At 39.7% G+C, this 20,703-nt stretch carries 19 protein-coding genes and 1 pseudogene; 11 read left to right on the top strand and 9 right to left on the bottom strand.

All coding sequences use genetic code 11. The features are described from left to right. Positions 1-84 precede the first annotated feature (84 nt). From ADH81_RS09935 to ADH81_RS09925, 3 genes are all read left to right on the top strand, one after another. Complete coding sequence (locus ADH81_RS09935; protein WP_049528784.1) at positions 85-534, top strand: NUDIX hydrolase; 450 nt, start codon at positions 85-87, stop codon at positions 532-534. A 63-nt stretch (positions 535-597) separates the two neighbouring features. After that, entirely contained in the window at positions 598-897 is a 300-nt protein-coding gene (locus ADH81_RS09930; protein ID WP_049528781.1) for a DUF1827 family protein, read from the top strand. Between the two features lie 226 nt (positions 898-1,123). Next, positions 1,124-1,756, top strand: a complete 633-nt coding sequence (locus ADH81_RS09925; RefSeq protein WP_049528779.1) for a GNAT family N-acetyltransferase — start codon at positions 1,124-1,126, stop codon at positions 1,754-1,756. Positions 1,757-1,789: 33 nt separating this feature from the next. Here the strand turns inward: ADH81_RS09925 and metK are convergent, their stop codons facing one another. After that, the gene (metK, locus tag ADH81_RS09920) at positions 1,790-2,980 is read right to left on the bottom strand and encodes a methionine adenosyltransferase (RefSeq protein ID WP_049528778.1); all 1,191 of its coding nucleotides are present in this window, start codon (positions 2,978-2,980) and stop codon (positions 1,790-1,792) included. Positions 2,981-3,218: 238 nt separating this feature from the next. After that, complete coding sequence (locus tag ADH81_RS09915; protein WP_045762883.1) at positions 3,219-3,917, bottom strand: GntR family transcriptional regulator; 699 nt, start codon at positions 3,915-3,917, stop codon at positions 3,219-3,221. Positions 3,918-4,057: 140 nt separating this feature from the next. Here ADH81_RS09915 and guaA point away from each other — a divergent pair, with 140 nt between their 5' ends. The 5 genes from guaA to ADH81_RS09890 all read left to right on the top strand — a co-directional run bounded on the left by guaA (position 4,058) and on the right by ADH81_RS09890 (position 10,401). After that, positions 4,058-5,620 (top strand): glutamine-hydrolyzing GMP synthase, encoded by a 1,563-nt coding sequence (guaA, locus tag ADH81_RS09910; RefSeq protein ID WP_000182005.1) that lies wholly within the window; start codon positions 4,058-4,060, stop codon positions 5,618-5,620. 246 nt (positions 5,621-5,866) lie between these two features. Next, the gene (locus ADH81_RS09905) at positions 5,867-6,640 is read left to right on the top strand and encodes an ABC transporter ATP-binding protein (RefSeq protein ID WP_004251193.1); all 774 of its coding nucleotides are present in this window, start codon (positions 5,867-5,869) and stop codon (positions 6,638-6,640) included. Next, positions 6,630-8,684: an FtsX-like permease family protein gene (locus ADH81_RS09900; protein WP_049528773.1), complete on the top strand. Its 2,055-nt coding sequence runs from the start codon at positions 6,630-6,632 to the stop codon at positions 8,682-8,684. Before ADH81_RS09905 ends, ADH81_RS09900 begins: the two co-directional genes overlap by 11 nt. A gap of 42 nt (positions 8,685-8,726) precedes the next feature. Continuing rightward, entirely contained in the window at positions 8,727-9,410 is a 684-nt protein-coding gene (locus ADH81_RS09895; RefSeq protein ID WP_049528771.1) for a response regulator transcription factor, read from the top strand. Continuing rightward, entirely contained in the window at positions 9,400-10,401 is a 1,002-nt protein-coding gene (locus tag ADH81_RS09890) for a sensor histidine kinase (RefSeq protein ID WP_049528768.1), read from the top strand. The genes ADH81_RS09895 and ADH81_RS09890 overlap by 11 nt, the downstream gene beginning before the upstream one ends. Positions 10,402-10,532: 131 nt before the next feature. Here the strand turns inward: ADH81_RS09890 and ADH81_RS09885 are convergent, their stop codons facing one another. From ADH81_RS09885 to rpsO, 6 genes are all read right to left on the bottom strand, one after another. Continuing rightward, complete coding sequence (locus tag ADH81_RS09885) at positions 10,533-11,876, bottom strand: DEAD/DEAH box helicase (RefSeq protein ID WP_049528766.1); 1,344 nt, start codon at positions 11,874-11,876, stop codon at positions 10,533-10,535. 156 nt (positions 11,877-12,032) lie between these two features. Continuing rightward, positions 12,033-12,728, bottom strand: coding sequence for an alpha/beta hydrolase (locus ADH81_RS09880; protein ID WP_049528763.1), 696 nt, complete (start codon positions 12,726-12,728; stop codon positions 12,033-12,035). Further along, positions 12,709-13,719, bottom strand: coding sequence for an ABC transporter substrate-binding protein (locus tag ADH81_RS09875; protein WP_049528760.1), 1,011 nt, complete (start codon positions 13,717-13,719; stop codon positions 12,709-12,711). Before ADH81_RS09875 ends, ADH81_RS09880 begins: the two co-directional genes overlap by 20 nt. Positions 13,720-13,741: 22 nt before the next feature. Beyond that, positions 13,742-14,497 (bottom strand): ABC transporter ATP-binding protein, encoded by a 756-nt coding sequence (locus ADH81_RS09870; protein ID WP_049528757.1) that lies wholly within the window; start codon positions 14,495-14,497, stop codon positions 13,742-13,744. A 1-nt stretch (position 14,498) separates the two neighbouring features. Further along, the gene (locus ADH81_RS09865; protein WP_049528754.1) at positions 14,499-15,545 is read right to left on the bottom strand and encodes a FecCD family ABC transporter permease; all 1,047 of its coding nucleotides are present in this window, start codon (positions 15,543-15,545) and stop codon (positions 14,499-14,501) included. A gap of 954 nt (positions 15,546-16,499) precedes the next feature. Continuing rightward, positions 16,500-16,769 carry a 30S ribosomal protein S15 gene (gene rpsO / locus ADH81_RS09860; protein ID WP_001018251.1) on the bottom strand — a complete coding sequence of 90 codons (270 nt, stop codon included), beginning with the start codon at positions 16,767-16,769 and terminating at the stop codon, positions 16,500-16,502. A gap of 205 nt (positions 16,770-16,974) precedes the next feature. Between rpsO and ADH81_RS09855 the strand changes: the two genes are divergently transcribed. The 3 genes and pseudogenes from ADH81_RS09855 to thrS all read left to right on the top strand — a co-directional run bounded on the left by ADH81_RS09855 (position 16,975) and on the right by thrS (position 19,615). Continuing rightward, positions 16,975-17,349: a hypothetical protein gene (locus ADH81_RS09855; RefSeq protein ID WP_049528751.1), complete on the top strand. Its 375-nt coding sequence runs from the start codon at positions 16,975-16,977 to the stop codon at positions 17,347-17,349. Between the two features lie 121 nt (positions 17,350-17,470). Next, a pseudogene (locus tag ADH81_RS11645) lies at positions 17,471-17,598 on the top strand (AAA family ATPase); the annotation flags it as partial. A gap of 73 nt (positions 17,599-17,671) precedes the next feature. Then, positions 17,672-19,615, top strand: a complete 1,944-nt coding sequence (gene thrS, locus ADH81_RS09850) for a threonine--tRNA ligase (RefSeq protein WP_049528748.1) — start codon at positions 17,672-17,674, stop codon at positions 19,613-19,615. 206 nt (positions 19,616-19,821) lie between these two features. Here thrS and ADH81_RS09845 read toward each other — a convergent pair. Further along, positions 19,822-20,703 (bottom strand): DUF389 domain-containing protein (locus ADH81_RS09845; protein ID WP_049528746.1); only part of this gene is annotated, 882 nt, incomplete at its 5' end.

Here is a 20,703-nt window from a genome sequence, read left to right as displayed (position 1 = left end):
ACATACTAAAAGAATGTTCTTACTTGACAGTAAGAGCATTCTTTAATATGATAGAAAGAAAGCGCAATCACGAAGGAGACATTTATGACAAATCCTACATTTGGAGAGAAAATCGAGGGCGTAACCTACAAGACTCGCTACGGTGTTTATGCAGTCATTCCTGATTCAAAACATGAAAAGATTATACTCGTTCAAGCTCCAAATGGTGCTTGGTTCTTGCCAGGTGGCGAAATCGAAGAAGGTGAAGACCACTTTGAAGCTCTCAAACGAGAATTGATTGAAGAATTAGGCTTTACGGCTGAAATCGGTAGCTATTATGGCCAGGCTGACGAGTATTTTTATTCTAGCCATCGCGATACTCACTACTACAATCCAGCCTATCTCTATGAAGCAACTTCTTTCCAAGAAGTTCAAAAACCCTTGGAAGACTTCAATCATCTAGCCTGGTTCCCAATTGATGAAGCTATTGCTAACCTCAAACGTGGAAGTCATAAATGGGCTATCGAATCTTGGAAAAAACAACATCAAATTTAAATTAACTTTCCCAATTTTTCCAAAAAGTGCTATAATAGACATAGAAACTCAGGAGGAAACCCTATGAAGCTCATCAACACTACTAATTCACACTCGCAACTTGTTAAAAGTCAGTTAGAAAGCACCGATGCAACACTTGTAGAGGTTTATTCTGCGGGTAATACAGATGTTATTTTTACCCAGGCACCGCTTCATTACGAAATCCTCATTTCAAATAAGCATCGCGCTATCCGCGAAAAAGAGATGGAGAAAATCCAAGAATTTTTCTTAAATCGTAAGATTGATAAGCAAAATATCGATGAAGCTAATATCAAGACCCTCTACTCTGAAAAATTGATTGAAATCTCAATCCCAACAAAATAAAACTTAGCAATATTTGGACAACACTCTAAAATTCTAACTTTTTAGAGTGTTCTTTGTCTGTCTGATCCTATATTCTAGAATCAGATTCAGTGTTACAGAAAGAGTTTTCTAACAATCCTTCAACTTACTAAATTTGGTAATATTTTTGTAATAACTCGGTACTTTAATCAAAAAAATAGCAAATTCTACTATCATTGTTTTGTAACATTAAAAAAGGAGCTCATAAATGGAAAAATTAGTATACAGAAAAGCAAGGCTAGACGAATACCAAAAAATTGGAAAAGTAATAGCCGATAGCTTCTTTGATTATCCATTTTTAACTCTAATCATAGATGATCTCAAGAAGCCTGAAAACTATCCTGCTTTTTTAGAACTCTTGGAAAGTCTCCTTACTCGCCTCTATATCAAAAAAGAAACCTGTTTAGTAGCTGAACAAGACGGAGAAATCCTAGCTGTCGCCTTATTACAACAAAATGATTTTTCTATCTTATCTTACTTGCTAAATGGTGTCATAAAACTGTTTCACTACATTAGCCCACGAAATTTTTTGAAGTATCTTGATTTAGTAGACCGTTCCGAAGAACATTTGAAAAAATCTAATAGCTTTGACTGGTATTTGATGCTCCTTGCAGTCAATTCATCCGTTAAAGGACAAGGAGTGGGCAGTGCTTTTCTTAGAGACGCAGTTGAGCCTTATGTCAAATCCAAGGGCTGCAAGCGCTTAGGACTCATTACCAGTACAGAAAAAAATGTTCCATTCTATAAAAAGAATGATTATGAATTGCTAGATTTTATGGAGTTAGAGTATGGGACTAAGTCCATTGGAAACTGGGCTTTTTTAAAAACTATCAATAAATAACTAAAAAGGAGTTGAAATCAACTCCTTTTTAGTTTATTTAACTGCTTCTTTCAAGGCATCAACCTTATCCAAGCGTTCCCATGGAAGATCGATATCTGTACGTCCCATGTGTCCATAAGCCGCTGTTTGACGGTAAATTGGACGTTTGAGATCCAGCATTTGGATGATTCCTGCTGGACGAAGGTCAAAGATTCGACGCGCTGCTTTTTCAAGCTTGCTTTCAGCTACTGTTCCAGTACCGAAGGTATCGATACGAACAGATACAGGTTGGGCTACACCAATTGCGTAAGCCAATTGCACTTCTGCTTTCTTAGCAAGTCCTGCTGCAACGATGTTTTTGGCGATGTAGCGAGCTGCATAAGAAGCTGAACGGTCAACCTTAGTCGCATCCTTACCAGAGAAGGCACCACCACCGTGGCGTGAGTAACCACCATAAGTATCCACGATGATCTTACGACCAGTCAAACCTGAGTCTCCTTGAGGTCCTCCGATAACGAAACGACCGGTTGGATTGATGAAGAATTTAGTTTCGTCGTCAAGATAAGAAGCTGGAATCACTTCCTTGATAACCTTGTTAATCACATCTTCATGAATTTGTTCATTGCTAACTTCTGGATCATGTTGAGTTGAAATAACAACTGTATCCACGCGCACTGGCTGGTCATTTTCATCGTATTCAACAGTAACTTGTGATTTAGCATCTGGACGAAGATAGCTAATTTCACCAGACTTACGAAGTTCTGCCAAACGACGAACCAACTTGTGGCTGAGTGAGATTGGCAATGGCATGAGTTCTTCAGTTTCATTAACCGCAAAACCAAACATGAGACCTTGGTCTCCAGCTCCAATCAAATCAAGTGGATCTTGATCTGTATTTCCACGAACTTCCAAGGCTTCATTAACACCTTGGGCGATATCAGGAGATTGCTCTACCAATGATGGATGAACTCCTACTGTCTCAGCAGAAAAACCATACTCTGTATTGGTATAGCCAATCTCTGCAATCGTATCACGTACCACACGGTTAATATCTACATAGGCATTGGTTGAAATTTCACCAAAAACATGAACTGAACCAGTATAAACAGCTGTCTCAGCAGCAACGTGGGCTTCTGGATCTTGCTCTAAAATAGCATCCAAGATAGCATCTGAAATTTGGTCTGCAATCTTATCTGGATGCCCCTCAGATACAGATTCAGACGTGAATAATTTACGTTCTGACATAAAAATGTCCCCCCTTAAAAAATATTCGTTATAGAGTTACAAAGTACTGGTAGAGAATCGATAAACGACGTTCACTACCACCTTATCGGGACCATATAACCTAACTATTATAACACGAATCTTTCAAAAATACTCGTATGATTACTATTTTTCTTAATCGGAAACTGTTTTCTAATCTTAACCAAATAAAAACTCTTAAAGTGGATAGGATTTCCAACTTCAAGAGATTTCTTAAAAACTAATTATTTTCTAGATAAAACTCAAAACGTTCTCCGACGTATTGGCTCTTTACATACTCAAAAGCTGTACCATCATCAAAGTAAGAAACCTGAGTAAGCCCTAAAATAGCATGCCCCTTTTCTACTTCCAGATAATGAGCAATTTTTTCCTTGGCTAAGCGAGCATAAATAGTCTGGTGAGATTTCCCAATCCGATAACCATGTTTCTGTAAGGTTTGAAAGAAGTGCTTGGTTACTTCTTCTTTCTTGAAATTTTTGATAAATTTCTCAGGAATAGAAGCCACCTCGTAGACTACCGGAACTTGATCTGCATAACGAACACGTTCCATCCGAATAATATTTTCAGTGGCCTTGATCCCTAATTTTTCAACTTCTTGCTCATTAGGAATAGTCCGACGATAGGAAATCAGATGACTCGATGGTGTTTTCCCCTGAGCCTTCACAATTTCCGTAAAACTGGTCGTTCCACGCATTTTTTCCTGAACACGAGTACTAGAAACAAAGGTCCCGCTACCCACACGACGCTCCAAAACTCCTTCCTCGACCAAAAGGGAGATGGCTTGACGAAGGGTCATACGGCTAACCTCAAATTCCTCAGCTAAGTCTCTCTCGCTTGGGAGTCTCTCTCCAATTTTCCAATTTCCCTCATCAATACCTTTTTTGATTTGGTCGTGAATTTTCATATAAGCTGGTAACATGCTTGCTCACTTCTTTTCTTTATTTTTTCCATTGTACCCTATATCATGGGGAAAAGTCAAACTGTACTTGTTTGGTTGGTAATTCTGGGGCATTTATGATAGAATATTCAAGAAGATATTTCTTTTAAGAAAGGGAAAAGATGACCAACATTTCAACTGATTTGCAAGATGTCGAAAAGATCATCGTACTGGACTATGGTAGCCAGTATAACCAACTTATCTCACGTCGTATCCGTGAGATTGGTGTCTTTTCAGAACTAAAAAGTCACAAGATTTCGGCTGACGAAGTCCGCGCTATCAATCCTATCGGGATTGTACTTTCAGGTGGTCCAAACTCTGTTTACGAAGAAGGATCATTTGATATTGATCCAGAGATTTTTGAACTTGGAATTCCAATTTTAGGAATCTGCTACGGTATGCAGCTATTAACTCACAAGCTTGGTGGTAAGGTTGTTCCTGCAGGCGATGCTGGTAACCGTGAATACGGTCAATCAACATTGACTCACACAGAATCAGCTCTTTTTGCGGGTACTCCAGATGAGCAACTTGTCTTGATGAGCCATGGGGATGCTGTTACAGAAATTCCTGCTGATTTTGTCCGTACTGGAACTTCTGCTGACTGTCCTTACGCATCTATTGAAAATCCAGACAAGAAAATCTATGGTATCCAATTCCACCCTGAAGTTCGCCACTCAGTACACGGCTATGATATCCTCCGTAACTTTGCCTTGAACATCTGTGGTGCCAAAGGTGACTGGACAATGGATAACTTCATCGAGATGCAAATCAAACAAATCCGTGAGAAAGTTGGAGACAAACGTGTTCTCCTCGGACTTTCTGGTGGTGTTGACTCTTCTGTTGTTGGGGTTCTTCTCCAAAAAGCCATCGGGGATCAATTGATCTGTATCTTTGTAGACCACGGTCTTCTCCGTAAAGGTGAAGCTGACCAAGTTATGGATATGCTTGGTGGTAAGTTTGGTTTGAACATTGTCAAAGCAGATGCTGCTAAACGTTTCCTTGATAAATTGGCTGGTGTATCTGATCCTGAACAAAAACGGAAGATTATCGGTAACGAATTTGTCTATGTCTTTGACGATGAGGCAAGCAAACTAACAGACGTGAAATTCCTTGCTCAAGGAACTCTTTATACTGACGTGATTGAGTCTGGTACTGATACTGCTCAAACTATCAAGTCTCACCACAACGTGGGTGGACTTCCTGAAGATATGCAGTTTGAACTCATCGAGCCTTTAAATACTCTTTACAAGGATGAAGTTCGTGCCCTCGGTACTGAACTTGGCATGCCAGACCACATCGTATGGCGCCAACCATTCCCAGGACCGGGTCTTGCTATCCGTGTCATGGGTGAAATCACTGAAGAAAAACTTGAAACTGTTCGTGAGTCAGATGCTATCCTGCGTGAAGAAATCGCTAAAGCTGGCCTTGACCGCGATATCTGGCAATACTTCACTGTTAATACTGGCGTTCGTTCAGTAGGTGTTATGGGTGACGGTCGTACTTATGACTACACAATCGCTATCCGCGCTATCACTTCTATCGATGGTATGACAGCTGACTTCGCCAAGATTCCTTGGGAAGTTCTCCAAAAAATCTCTGTACGTATCGTAAACGAAGTTGACCACGTTAACCGTATCGTCTACGATATCACAAGTAAACCACCTGCAACCGTTGAGTGGGAGTAAAGTTTCCTATAAAATAATAAATAATACTGCTGGAGCATGGACTACAGTGGTATTATTTTTTATAATTTCAATATTAGGAAAATTTCTCGACTCTCAACTCCTCTTTTTAAATCCTTGAAACCATGCTATAATATAGTAAGTATAGCTCCAATAACCTAATGATAAAGATTTCTTACATCATCCGTAAGTGTTATTCTACTCTGATTCATATTATAATGAAAGTAACAAAAGATGGAGGTGTTTCACATGGAAACAATTTTACGAGTAGAATCATTAAAAAAGCATTATGGAAAAGAGCCGAATATCACCAAAGCCTTGAACGGTATATCTTTTCAAGTTGTCAAAGGTGAGTTCTTAGGGATTATGGGGAGCAGTGGTTCTGGGAAAACAACCCTTCTTAACTGTCTCGCTACTATCATCAAACCAACTGACGGCTCCATTCAAATGCAAGAAAAAGATTTAGGTCAGTTAAAAGGTAGTCAGTTAGCTGATTATCGTGGCAAGGAAATTGGTTACCTCTTTCAAAATTTTGAGCTTTTGGACAATCTGACAGCCAAAGAAAATATTTTACTCCCCTTGTCTTTGCACAAGGTCGATGCCAACGAAAGCAAGGTTCGGTTAGAATTGCTTTCCCAATATCTAGATATTTCTGAACTTCTGGATAAGTTCCCATCTCAATTATCAGGTGGTCAACGGCAAAGGGTAGCTGCTGCGCGTGCCTTGATTTTAGACCCTAAGATTGTATTTGCAGATGAGCCCACAGGAGCTTTGGATTCAAAAAATGCGACCATTTTGATGCAAAAATTATCCGAAATGAATCAAGTGGAAGAAACCACCATTCTCATGGTGACCCACGATTCAGTCGCTGCCAGCTTTTGCAACCGCATCTTGTTTATCCAAGACGGAAAACTATTCCATGAAATTCGACGCGATTATCCAAGAGAAAGTCAAGAAGATTTTTACCACAGAATACTAAAGGTCATGTCTGCACTGGCTGGAGGTGATGGCAATGTTTTCTAAATTAGTCTCAAGAAATAGCAAGAGGGATCGAAAGAATAATGGCTTGTATTTCAGTTCCATGGTTCTTTCTATTATCTCCTTTTACATCATCCTTTCTTTGTCCCATCAAGATGTGATGATTTTTCTCAAACAAATAGAGAGTGACGCTATAAATAAACTCTTTAGCATGATTCCCATTCTTTATGTAGCAACTCTCTTTATTCTCTTTTTTCTAGTCTACTTCGCAAGCAGTATGCAGATGGAAAGGAGAAAACATGAATTTGGTGTCTATCTAACGCTAGGGATGCGAAGAAGCAAACTGTTCTTGCTGCTCCTACTCGAGGATTTGAGAAACAGTATCCTTGCTCTTGGAATAGGCCTTCCAATTTCAATCTTGATTTCAGAACTGATTAGCCTAATAACCGCTAAAATTGTTGGGCTAGGGATTATTGAACATCAATTTTCTCTATCTACTACAGCTCTATTCTATACAATCATCGGTTTCCTAGCTGTAAAATTTGCTGTCTTTATTCTTTTAAGTGCAAAAACAGCCAATAAGGAAATCGGAGATCTGCTATCCTATTCTCCTTCTGGCATGAAGAAACTACTCCCCAAGGGTGTGTACCTTCTTGCTTCTGTCCTCGGAATTTTGCTTCTAGGAACAGCCTATTACTTGGGGATGAGTGGACGAGCTTGGGAAAATGTCATAACAATGGGCATCACTGTTCTCTTGGGGACTCTAGGAACTATACTACTCTTCTTTGGTATGCGTTTGTTTATAGACTTTTTGGTCAAGCTTGGAAGCAATCGAAAACTCCACACCTATAATTTTAGACAGATTCAGGAATTAGTTATCCAGCGCTCAACTATACTGGCTATCTGCTCCCTCTTAATCTTCTCTGCCTTGTCCCTCTTTGGAGCAGGTGTTGCCATTGCAAGTGGCAATTCAGGCAATCAAACCCACGTTTTGGATTATACATTTAGTGATAGCAAGCAGGAAACAGATGAAAATCTTGATATGAATACAGTTAAAAAAGAGCTTGAAGCTGCTGGACTGGCATCACAGTTTTCAAAGATTCTACAAATCAAAGTGGGCAAACCGAAAGAACACGAGTCCGTGTCCTTTGAACAGTTCATCAAGGTATTGAAAGAGCAAAAAGAAAGTAAAAACAAGGAAGTCTTAGTCCATAATTTCCAGAAGTATATAAGTTGCCACCTTTTGCCACTCTCTGAATACAATGAGCTTAGAAAGGCTGCCAGTCTCCCTCCTCTAGAATTAACAAACAAGGAAGCCTACTTGTATATGGGAAGAGATTTTCTCCCGGATGAGAATCTAGTTAACTCTGTTCTGAAAACAAATCCTCAAATCAAAGTCATGGGAAATGATGTAAAATTGATTGGAGAGGTTCAGTCTTTACCGATTGTAACGGATCGTGAAATAAACATTTCTGTAGCCCTCATAGTCCCAGATGAGACCTTTATGAGCTATACAGATGGTCGGTATTCAAATTATGTTAGTGGTATCTTGGCTCCTGAGCTGGTCAAGGAAAAAGGCCTGGTGAAAGCTATCTCAGATACCAATAAAAAGCTGAATCAAAGCCCTCTTGGCTATGAAAGTTATATGCAAAATATGGGAAGACAATTATTTTACATTATCTCTGCCAGCTATATCACCATCTATCTGGCTATCATCTTCCTTGTTGTCGCAAATACAATTATCGGCGTTCAGTTTTTGATGGGACAAAGACAATCCTACAGGCGATACCAGACCTTAATCCATCTCGGAGCAAACTACGAAACTCTTTGTAAATCTTCAGAAAAGCAAATCAATTGGTATTTTGGTCTACCAATAGCTCTTGCACTTATCAGTAGTAGCTTCGGAGTGAGCTCCCTCCTCACAGGAATAGTACCATCCAGTGCAAGAATGGCCATGGGGCAGAAATTTATCATAGCCATGCTGATAATACTGCTGTTAGCTGGATTTGAAGTCATCTATATAAGAATTGTAAAGAAAAATAGCAACAAGTACTTGTTGTCATTAATGGAACCCAAAAGAGATGAATAAGGTAGAATAAGGTAGAATAAAATAGGAAAAGGAGGAGCCGATATGAAGCATATTCTGGTTATTGAAGATGAAGCCTTGATTCGAGATGAAATTGTCATTTTGTTAGAGAAAGCGGGTTATCAAGTTGATAAGTTGACTGACTTCAAAGATACAAGCCAGCAAGTATTGCAATACGATACGGATTTAATCGTACTGGATTTGAATTTGCCAGGAGAAACAGGTTTTCAAATTTGTAAAAATCTCAAGTCCAAACGCTCTGTGCCCATATTGGTTCTCACCTCCCGTGAACAACTAAAAGATGAGATTTACGCCCTAAAATTAGGGGCTGACGAGTACTTAACAAAACCATTCAAGAAAGAAAGATTCTTGGCTCGTATAGAAAACATCTTGAAACGCTATGAAGGTAGACAAAATTTGCTTGAAAAAGATAATTTCCTGCTGGATAGAAATACCTATACTCTTTATATCAACGGACATTCGATTTTACTCCCTCAAAATCAAGGGAAATTGTTAGAAACCTTATTAGTGGCAACTGATTCAGTCGTCACAAAAGAAGAACTAAGTATGAAACTGTGGAATACAACTGAGTTCATCGATGAAAATGCCCTACAAGTAAACATTGCAAGGCTGAAAAAGGTGATGAAACAGGCTGGCATTGCTCTTCAAGTCAAGTCCGTCAGAGGTATTGGTTACAAGCTAGAAGAGGTAAGTCCAGATGAAACATAATCTAAAATATCTAGCTAGTTATCTGCCTTGGTTACTTGTTCTCTTAGCATTTGATCTATTTACAGCTATCCTACTTTGGCTTTCAGATGTGAGAATGTTTCAAGCTCTCGTCCTTCTCTATATTTTAGCCACCGTCCTGCTTTTTTTCATCCTATCATTCTTACTTATAAGAAAAGAAAGAAAAAAATCCGCTGCTTATAAATCCTTCATAGCCAATCCTAAAATCGATACTGAGCTTGAATTATTGAATTTATCAAGTGCCTCAGAGAAAGAAAGCATTGAAAAAATAGCAGATACACTTTATCAAAAGCAGGTTCAAATAGGAAAACTCAACTTATTACTAGCCGAGTACGAGGACTATGTTGAAAAATGGGCGCATGAGATTAAACTTCCTTTATCTCTTCTTTCCCTCCTTTTAGACAATCAAAGTGACCAACTACCTGAGGATACTGCTTTTAAATTGGACTATGTGAAAAATCAAATCCAAGGAAATGTATCACAGATCCTATTCTACTACAGGGTGAAAAGTGAGAAAAATGATTTTCTATTTGAAGACCTTGACCTAGAAGAGTGTATCCAAGATCTTTTGGAGAACTTTGATCCCTTGCTCAAAGAAAAGAATTTTACGATTAAGTTAGAAAACATACAAGGAATCTGCTACACCGATCAACGCAGTTTTGGATTTATCCTGTCTCAAATATTAGCCAACGCCCTTAAATATTGCTCTGACAAACCAGAACTCAAGATTTCTATGTCAATTGACAAGGGGCGCAAAACCCTGATTATTAGGGATAATGGGTGTGGAGTTAAAGCTTGCGACCTCCCTCATATCTTTGAAAAAGGATTTACAGGTGATTCAGGAGAGACAAGGAAAAAATCAACAGGCATGGGTCTCTATCTTGTCAAACAATTAGCAGATGCTTTAAAAATCGACATCGTAGTAAAATCCGAATGGATGCATGGATTTGAAATCTCTCTTTCTATTTCGTAATTTTTCGATTAAGAAAATTGCCTAGTCATAGAAAGCACATATTTTATACCAAAAAGGAAAGCACTTCTGCTTTCCTTTTTGATATCATAAAAACACCCTGAAATACTTGTCTCAGGGTGTTTGTTTCAATTTTAAAACGTTTGACGTTTAGCTTTTCGTTCTGCGCGTCCACGAGCACGACCTTCTGCTCGCTTGGCTTTACGACGTTTTTCATCGACAGCCCACTGGATTTTTTTCTTATATCCTGGTTTGACTTTTTTCTTTTTCTTTTTAACCAAGCCAATCATTTCGATATCCAATTTTTCTTGTTTCTTCTCACGATTGGCACGGCGATCACGGTCATAGGTATCTTGGAATTCTCCGTCTTTAACCATCTTAGGCACAAACTTGATCCCTAGTTTCTCCAACTCACGAATATCTGAGTCGTCACTAGGCTGGTAAAGGGTAATGGCTGTACCAGGCAGACCATTACGTCCAGTTCGTCCAACACGGTGGACAAAGAAGGACAAGTCTTGAGGAATGGCATCGTTGATGACGTGACTGACCCCCTCGATGTCAATCCCACGCGCAGCCAAGTCAGTCGCAACGATGTACTCAAAATCAAGGTTCTTGACCTGATTCATGATCCGTTTGCGCTCACGAGGAGCAATATCTCCATGAATCTTAGCCACCTTTAAGCCTTGGGCTGTTAAGTATGTATGCAATTCATCTGCACGTGTCTTAGTATTGACAAAAATCATGGCTAGATATGGTTGCATGACTTGAGTCAATTCATAAATCTGGGCATTCTTGTCACGACCTTTAGTCGAAATCAACCAGTTATCAATGGTATCTGAGATAACTGTTTTGGTCTTGATTTTTTCCATAACTGGATTAGACAAGTATTTTTTCAAGAATGGTTGCAATTTTTGCGGAATAGTCGCTGAGAAGACCATAAACTGCAAGTCTTTTGGAAGACTTCCTGCAATCTTATCGACTGTTTCCAAGAATCCCATATCCAAGGTCATGTCGGCTTCATCAACTACAAAAGTTTTAGCCTTGTGGATAGCCAAATCGCCTGATTTTACCAAATCATAGATACGACCAGGTGTTCCGATAACAATATGGGGCTGGTTGCTTGCCAGTTTTTCAATCTGACGCGCCTTGTCTGTCCCACCCACATAGTTGGCAACACGAATTTCAACTTCTGAATGTGCTGCAATCTGGCGAGCAGCTTGGTAAATCTGAGTCGCCAATTCACGACTAGGAGCTGTGATAACTGCCTGTACACTGTCGCTCTCTTCATCTAACTGTTGGAAAATTGGAAGCAAGAAGGTGTGAGTTTTCCCTGAACCTGTTTTTGATTCACCAACCAAGTCACGACCTGCCAAGACAATAGGAATCAACTTATCCTGCACCTCGGTAGGAGTCGTAAACTTCAACTCCTCCAAAGCTTCTTCTATATATTTTTTAAATTTAAATTTCGTAAATGACATAATATCCTCGATTCTATCTATCTACTCATTATACCACATTTTGATGCATTTCAGTTAAACTTTCATTTTACATAAACCCACGAAAATTTCAAAATATAGACAAATAAAGACAAGAAAAATACTCTCTATCCATTATAAACAGAGAGTATTAGATTTTTACGTGAGCTCCCACTCTTTTCTCAGCCAATCACAAAACTGATGATAGCGTTGATCGAGAGCTTCATGATGCCCATAAGCATCAAAAGTGGAATAAGTTGAGGAAACTTTCTCTGATATCAGATCATGTAGTTCCCTTGCAAAAAGAGGAGCCTTAGACAGGCGGTTGGAATGATTGGAACCTTCTGTCTGACCATTTTGCAGATAAATAAGGCTTTGGCTCTGCATCGAGTCATGCTCCCTGCAAAAGTCTATAAAGTCTGGATACCAGAAAGAACCACAGATAGAAAAGATACAGGTCGCAGGAAGATGATTACTATAGAGACTATAGACAGCAGCAAGCCCCCCCAGTGAATAGCCTCCATAAGCAATCCTGCTTTCATCTATCAAGTAGTCTTTTTTTAGAGCTGTTAGAATTCCTTGAAAGAGCTTCTGATGATAGTCGTCTCCCTTCCCACCAAAATCTGGGGCCCCTTCTTTCAACGCACTAGCTTTCCAAGGTGTAAAGTCATCCAGACGATTTTCTGGAATCAAACCTACTAAGATCACAAATTGGGATAGGTCTGATAAATAATCCAGTTCCCCATCGTTTAAGAGCACAACTGGGTAGGCTTGTTTAGAGTCATAGGTTGAAGGAAGGCTGACCCTAACCTGAATCCCTTCCCAGTTAAACTCCTTATTTCTTGATAAAGTCATTGATTTTTTCAAGGGAATCAATCACTGCAGGACCGTAATCCATCAACTCATCGTAAGAGATAGTCATGATTTTTTGGTTCTTGATTGCTGGGACATTTTCCAAAACAGCATTTGCCTTCATCAAATCCACTGCTTTTTCATCCAACTTTTGATTGCGGTCGCTGGTTACATAGATAATCAACTCTGGTTCCATTGATACTAAGTTTTCCAAGGTCAAACCAGATGTTCCTGTTGCGACATTTGTGTAACCAAGTTGGTTGAGCAAACTTTCTTGAAGGGCTGACTTGTAGGCACCAAAGGTTTCGTCATTGTAGGCCACCATAATCAAAGCCTTTTTCTTTTCACCTTGTGTTTCTGGGTTAGCTTTTTTAACCGCATCGATTTTAGCTTGCAATTGCTCTGCGTATTGATTAGCCTTGTCTTGGACATTGAAAATGGTACCAAGATTCTTCACATCTTCTACGATATTTCCTAAATCCTGTTGGATATTTGAAAGTGAAGCTTTTTGCGTATAAACAGGGATTTTGTTTTCATTCCAAGCACTAATGGTTCCCATTGACTTTTCAGAAAACATCATGTTGCGGCCCATCAAGGCATCTGGTTCATAAGAAAGAACAGTTTCTTGTGAGACTGATTTTTTATCACCAATATGAGGGATGGCTTCAATCGCTTCCTTGTATTTACCAGTTACGGCATTATCAGGATTGAGCATGCCAGCAATTTTATCCTTCAAACCGAGTTCAAGTAGGATTTCAGTTATTGAAAGATTGTTGGTAATGACCTTTTCAGGTGCCTTTTCAAATACTTGTTCGACTTCATTTCCTTTAGCGTCATAAGTTTTGATGGTTACAGGATAGCTGGTTTCTGTACTAGCCTTTTGACTTGTCTCTGTGCTTGATTGTGTGGTAGCTTTTTCTGTTGCACTATTTCCACAAGCTGCTAAAGTTAAGGTAGCTACTGTTAGGAGCAATATACTAAGTGATTTTTTCATGTTTTGTTTTCCTTTTCATTTTTTATAAATAGTGAATCATAGCTTGCTGATCTTCTGTCCAAGTTACCTTACTTTGGACGTCATAGATAGCCTGCAATGACTCGGGTGTGATGGTCTCTTTTGGAGTCCCTTGGTAAACAATCTCTCCTTCTTTCATTAGGTAGAGATAGTCTGAATAGCGACAAGCTAGCTGAATATCATGTAATACTGCTAGTACATTGATATTGAGATGTTTGACAATGGTTAACAAGTCTAGCTGGTACTTGATATCTAAATGATTGGTCGGTTCGTCTAAGAGCAGGAGAGTCGGTTCTTGTGCCAAGGCACGTGCCAACAAAACCCGCTGCTTCTCTCCTCCTGACAGAGAAGAGTAGAGTCGATTTCTCTTTTCGAACATATCTACCTTGACCAGAGCATCCTCAACCAAGGCAAAGTCTTTTTCTTTTTCCTTTTGTAAGAAAGCGAGATGGGGTGTTCTGCCCAGCATGACAATTTCCTCAACCCTACAATCAAACTGGAGTTGATTAAACTGCGTGATAACTGCCATCTGCTTTGCCGTTTCCTTGACGCTCAATTGTTCCAGTGGCTTTCCATCTAGAGAAATCAAGCCCTGATCAGGCTTTTCCTGTCGATAGAGGAGTTTAAGCAAGCTAGTCTTCCCACTGCCATTTGGTCCTAAAATGGTATGAAACTGCTTGCCCTCAAGTTTAAGTGAGACTCCTTTGAGAATTTTTTTCTCTCCGATTCCAAAGTGAATATCCTGACACATTAAGTCCATATCAGACCCTCACCTCCCTTCGTCTACTTGCAACCATGTAGATAAAGAAAGGTGCACCTACTAAGGCTGTGAAGATACCAATCGGAAGTTCAGCATTCTGAATCAAGACACGAGCAAGAACATCTGCCCAAACGACAAAGAGGGCACCTAGTAAAGTAGCTATCGGAAATAACCTTCTGTAATTTGTCCCAACCAAACTTCGGGCTAGATGAGGTGTGATAAGGCCAACAAAACCAATAATCCCACAGGTCGATACCAAGATTGCTGTCATTATAGCCACAATCGTCACATAGAGATACCAGTAAAAACGCAAGGGAATTCCCAAGGTCAAAGCCGCCTCATCTCCCATCATCATGGCATTAAAAACACGATATTGGGTAGAGAAAAATAAGAAAGCTATTCCCACTACTACTGTTGGCAAAGTTAAGTGAGCCCAGGAGGTCCCCGCTAAGGAACCCATGGTCCAAAACTTGATAGTCATAACGCTATCAGCATTGGCACCAATAGAGATAATAAAGTTTGAAAAAGCCAAAAATAGTGCATTCACGACCGTTCCTGATAAAATCAGGCTGGAAGTTGTCATCCTGCCTTGCATGGAAGCAATCAGAAGGACTGCAACTGTTGCCACAAGCGCTCCAAGGAAAGAAGCTAGACCAATCAAAACTTTAAATCCAAGAATAATACTCAAAGTTGCTCCAAAGGTTGCCCCAGCTGAAATTCCTAACACATACGGCTCTGCGATTGGATTATTGACTGTGGACTGCATAACGCTACCACACATGGAAAGGCCTGCACCAACTATCAAACCAAGAAAAACCCGTGGTAATCTCATATTCCAAACAATAGCAAGTGTAGACTTCGAAAGGTCTCCTATATCCAGAGGGGCCCCCATCTTACTCAAAATAATCCGATAAGTATCACTCAAGCTAATTTGAACTGAACCCATAGAAACAGCCAAAAATAGAGAAACTCCCAAAGCTCCCAGCAACAGAGATAGGAGAAAAACATACCGCAGGTTTTGATGGCTTCCAGAAGATTTGGAAAGCATGAAACCCTCCCTTAATAAAATTAAAAATTTAGACAATTTTCATAAATAGTATACCACATTTCCAAATCTGGAACAAGGCTAGAAAGATACAGACTAAAAAGACTGTTGAAACTAGAGAGCTGATTGAGCTCAGGCTAAAATCCTAATGAAACTAAAAAATCTCCCCGAAGGGAGACCTTTCTGGTTTATTTTACCTTACAGTGCTAGGAATCCTAACCGAAGAACATACTTGAGTATATTGAGGTAAGGTAACGAAAATAAAAAAAGACTCCCCAATCGAGTAGCCTTATTTCAAGATATGCTCAATTGAACACGGCCTTAGCACTTGGCAAAAGCAAAAAAGCCCTCTGAAGTCAGAGAACTCATTTGAGCTCGGGCTAAAATCCTAGTGAAAAAGATGAAACTCCTTGTGTTCATCGAACACTGTGTCCTTTCCCTATTTTCATACGGATTTTTAACGCCCTTAGCATCATGATTCTTGTTGGATAAAACGTTTATAGACTAGGCGGCAAGCCGAAGATTGTACAAAAATTTTAGTGAAACTTAAAAATCTCCCCGAAGGAAGATCTTTCTAGTTTATTTTTTCTTACAGTACTAGGAACCGTAACCGATGATAATACTTGAGTATATCGAGGTAAGATGACAAAAATAAAAAAGCTACTCAACAAGAGTAGACTTACTTTCAAGATATGCTCAATTGAACACGGCATTAGCACTTGGCAAAAACAAAAAAGCTCTCTGAAATTAGAGAGCTTGATTCTTGCTGGATAAAACGTTTATAGACTAGGCGGCAAGCCGAAGATTGTACAAAAATTTTAGTGAAACAAAAAAATCTCCCCGAAGGGAGAAGATCTGGTTTATTTTACCTTACAGTGCTAGGAACCGTAACCGAAGATTATACTTAAGTATATCGAGGTAAGGTGACAACGCAATGTAAGTGGAAAATAAAGCAGATTAGCGACGAAGTCCAAGAGAGTTAATTAACTCACGGTAACGGTTAACGTCATTTTTACGCAAGTATGCAAGCAAGTTACGACGGCGACCGATTTTCTTCATCAATCCACGGTAAGTAGCGTGGTCTTTTTTGTGTTGTTTGATGTGTTCGTTAAGGTGGTTGATTTCCCAAGTAAGGACAGCAACTTGAACCTCTACTGAACCTGTATCACCTTCGTGACGTGCATATTGTGCGATGATTTCATTTTTTTTCTCTTTTGAGATTGCCATGATGTTTCTCCTTTTTATTTGGCTTCATCCGAGTGACAGGTTGGCATGCCTGTAACCAAGAAGAAGTTATTTGTCTTTACGACATTTCCTATTCTACCAATAACTAAGTTCTTTGTCAACTGATTTACTATTCTTACCACAAAAGTGCTATAATAGTCATAGGAAGGATATCTAAGTTGACATCTTGAAAAGAGAGGTGATTACCATGCGTAAATTCTCGCAATATCTCCCCTACTATCTGGTCATATTTTTCTTTTATTGGCCACTTTATGAGCTGTTATTATGGACTATTACTAAAAACTATATCTTGAAGGAGCTCACCATCGGCAACGTTATTATCTTCTCTCCACTGGTGACTTTCATAGTATCACTATTCTACTCTTATCGTTTCAAGTTCTCAGTTTGGTGGTTAATCGGAGTTGGCTTGCTCTTTTGCTTTACCATCATTACTTTCGGGGAATTTATCCTTCTCTACTTCCTAGCCTATGAAATCTTTTCCCTCGCGGGTATGGCTGTCGGTGTAGCTATTAAGAATCTAGTGCAAAAACTGAAAAGGAAAAAACTTTCACAAAATCCTTGAAAAATCTCACAATCATGCTATAATAATGCATAGAGACAAGTCACTTAGAATCTTTCTTTTAGAGAGTGCGTGGTTGCTGAGAACGCATAGGAAGTCTAAACTGATACTACTCTACTAACTTTTATGCAAACATAAAACGGTGGCCACGTTAAAGCCAATCAGAGGTGTCAACAGTTTTTGTTGTACATAAATGAAGGTGGAACCACGTTGCGACGTCCTTTCGAGGAGGTCGCTTTTTGTTTTTCTTGATTTAAAACTGCTGAAATAGGGAAACACTTCTGCTATAAAAATAATTGATAACTAATAATATAAGGAGAAAACCATGATTAACATTACTTTCCCAGATGGCGCTGTTCGTGAATTCGAATCTGGCGTTACAACTTTTGAAATTGCCCAATCTATCAGTAATTCCCTAGCTAAAAAAGCTCTTGCTGGTAAATTTAACGGCAAACTGATTGACACAACTCGTGCTATCACCGAAGATGGAAGCATTGAAATCGTGACACCTGATCACGAAGATGCCCTTCCAATCTTGCGTCACTCAGCAGCTCACTTGTTCGCTCAAGCAGCTCGTCGCCTCTTCCCAGACATTCACTTGGGTGTCGGTCCAGCTATCGAAGATGGTTTCTACTACGATACAGACAACCAAGCGGGTCAAATCTCTAACGAAGACCTTCCTCGTATCGAAGAAGAAATGAAGAAAATCGTTAAAGAAAACTTCCCATCAATCCGTGAAGAAGTGACTAAAGACGAGGCGCGTGAAATTTTCAAAAATGATCCATACAAGTTGGAATTGATTGAAGAACACTCAGAAGATGAGGGCGGTTTGACTATCTACCGTCAAGGTGAATATGTAGACCTTTGCCGTGGCCCACACGTCCCATCAACAGGTCGCATCCAAATCTTCCACCTTCTCAACGTAGCTGGTGCTTACTGGCGTGGAAATAGCGACAATGCCATGATGCAACGGATCTACGGTACAGCTTGGTTTGACAAGAAAGACTTGAAGAACTACCTTCAAATGCGTGAAGAAGCTAAGGAACGTGACCACCGTAAACTTGGTAAAGAATTGGATCTCTTTATGATTTCTCAAGAAGTTGGTCAAGGACTTCCATTCTGGTTGCCAAATGGTGCCACTATCCGTCGTGAATTGGAACGCTACATCGTCGACAAGGAAATCGCCGCTGGTTACCAACACGTCTACACTCCACCAATTGCCTCAGTAGAACTTTACAAGACTTCTGGTCACTGGGATCACTACCGTGAAGATATGTTCCCAACCATGGATATGGGTGATGGTGAAGAATTCGTTCTTCGTCCAATGAACTGTCCTCACCATATCGAGGTCTTTAAACACCACGTTCACTCATACCGTGAATTGCCAATCCGTATTGCTGAAATCGGTATGATGCACCGTTATGAAAAATCTGGTGCTCTTACAGGGCTTCAACGTGTACGTGAAATGTCACTTAATGACGGTCACACTTTCGTAACACCTGAACAAATCAAAGATGAGTTCCAACGTACGCTTCAATTGATTATCGACGTTTACGAAGATTTCAACTTGACTGACTATCGTTTCCGTTTATCATATCGTGACCCTCAAGATACTCACAAGTACTTTGATAACGATGAGATGTGGGAAAATGCTCAACGTATGTTGAAATCAGCTATGGATGACATGGGACTTGACTACTTTGAAGCTGAAGGTGAAGCAGCCTTCTACGGACCAAAATTGGATATCCAAGTTAAGACAGCTCTTGGAAAAGAAGAAACCCTCTCTACTATCCAGCTTGACTTCTTGCTTCCAGAACGCTTCGACCTTAAATACATCGGAGCTGATGGTGAAGAACACCGTCCAGTTATGATTCACCGTGGGGTTATCTCAACCATGGAACGCTTCACAGCTATCTTGATTGAAAACTACAAGGGTGCCTTCCCAACATGGCTTGCCCCACACCAAGTAACTCTTATCCCAGTTTCTAACGAAAAACACGTGGACTATGCTTGGGAAGTAGCTAAGAAACTCCGTGACCGTGGTGTTCGTGCCGATGTGGATGAACGCAATGAAAAAATGCAATTCAAGATCCGTGCTTCTCAAACACAAAAGATTCCTTACCAATTGATCGTTGGTGACAAGGAAATGGAAGAGAAGGCTGTAAACGTTCGCCGTTATGGTCAAAAAGAAACAGAAACCATGCCGGTAGACACATTTGTAGAATTGATTCTTGCAGACATCGCCAACAAATCACGAGTTGAAAAATAAACGATAAAACCTGGGATAAAAATTCCAGCTAAATAAAGAAGCAACAACTGAAAACGTTGTTGCTTCTTTATTTAACCTAAGCTAGTAGTGATTGATCAAACCACCACAAATAGTAGACTCATCAACGATCCTTTCTATCCACTAACTTTTGGATATAGGATATCCTCCCAAGATTTGCTTCCTCGAGTTAGATAAGTTGACTATCCTCAGTCCTTGTCTGCCTCATTTTCTTTTACGAGATCTTTTTGTGAATCTTTTTCAGAGAGTTTTTGATCAATATACTTGTCAATGTTTTCATAAAATTCCTTGGTCGCTTCACTATCTAATGTTGGCGAGTTCTGAACTTGATTCACTTTCAATTGAACAGATTGAATACCGTAAGAGGCTTGTTTTTGGTGGAGTGTTTCTAATTCTTCTTCTGAAATCGGATCTCCAACAACCGTCAAGACCAATTCATTGTTACTTGACTTGTAGACTTGATTAATAACCGTATAATTGGCGAACTCTTTTCCTACAAACTGTTTGATCCCTTCTTTGCGCGCTTGTTCTATTGTCAGAGTAACTGCCGAATAGCTAGCTGGAAGAATCAACAATACAATCAAAGAAATCAAGCCAATTCTCATTTTAATGCTCAGCTCTTTAAATGAAGTTAAAGGAGATTTTCTCATCAAAATTCTTGTTCCAACAATGTTGGCTAGCATGATAAAGACACAGTTGATCAAGAAAAGATAGAGAGCCCCCAATAAAAATCGTACATTCCCATTAGCTAAACCATAACCTGCAGTACAGATAGGTGGCATCAGAGCTGTTGCAATGGCTACTCCAGGCACGATATTATTTGCTTCTTTTTTCCTTGAACCAATTACACCTGCAATCCCACCAGCAATAGCAATCAGAACATCCCAAATGGTTGGAGAGGTTCGTGCAATCAACTCGCTACTTGCATAAGATAAGGGAGAAATCCAGAAATACAGAGTCGATACAAGCAAACTGACCAATACTTGAGTAAATAAAACCTCTAGAGATTGCTTGATTAAACGCGTATCAAAAATAGCTAAACCGAATCCCAGTCCAACAATCGGTGTCAT

Source organism: Streptococcus pseudopneumoniae, from assembly GCF_001072925.1.
In the GTDB taxonomy this organism is placed as follows: domain Bacteria; phylum Bacillota; class Bacilli; order Lactobacillales; family Streptococcaceae; genus Streptococcus; species Streptococcus pseudopneumoniae_Q.
This window is presented reverse-complemented; position numbering and strand designations above follow the sequence as displayed.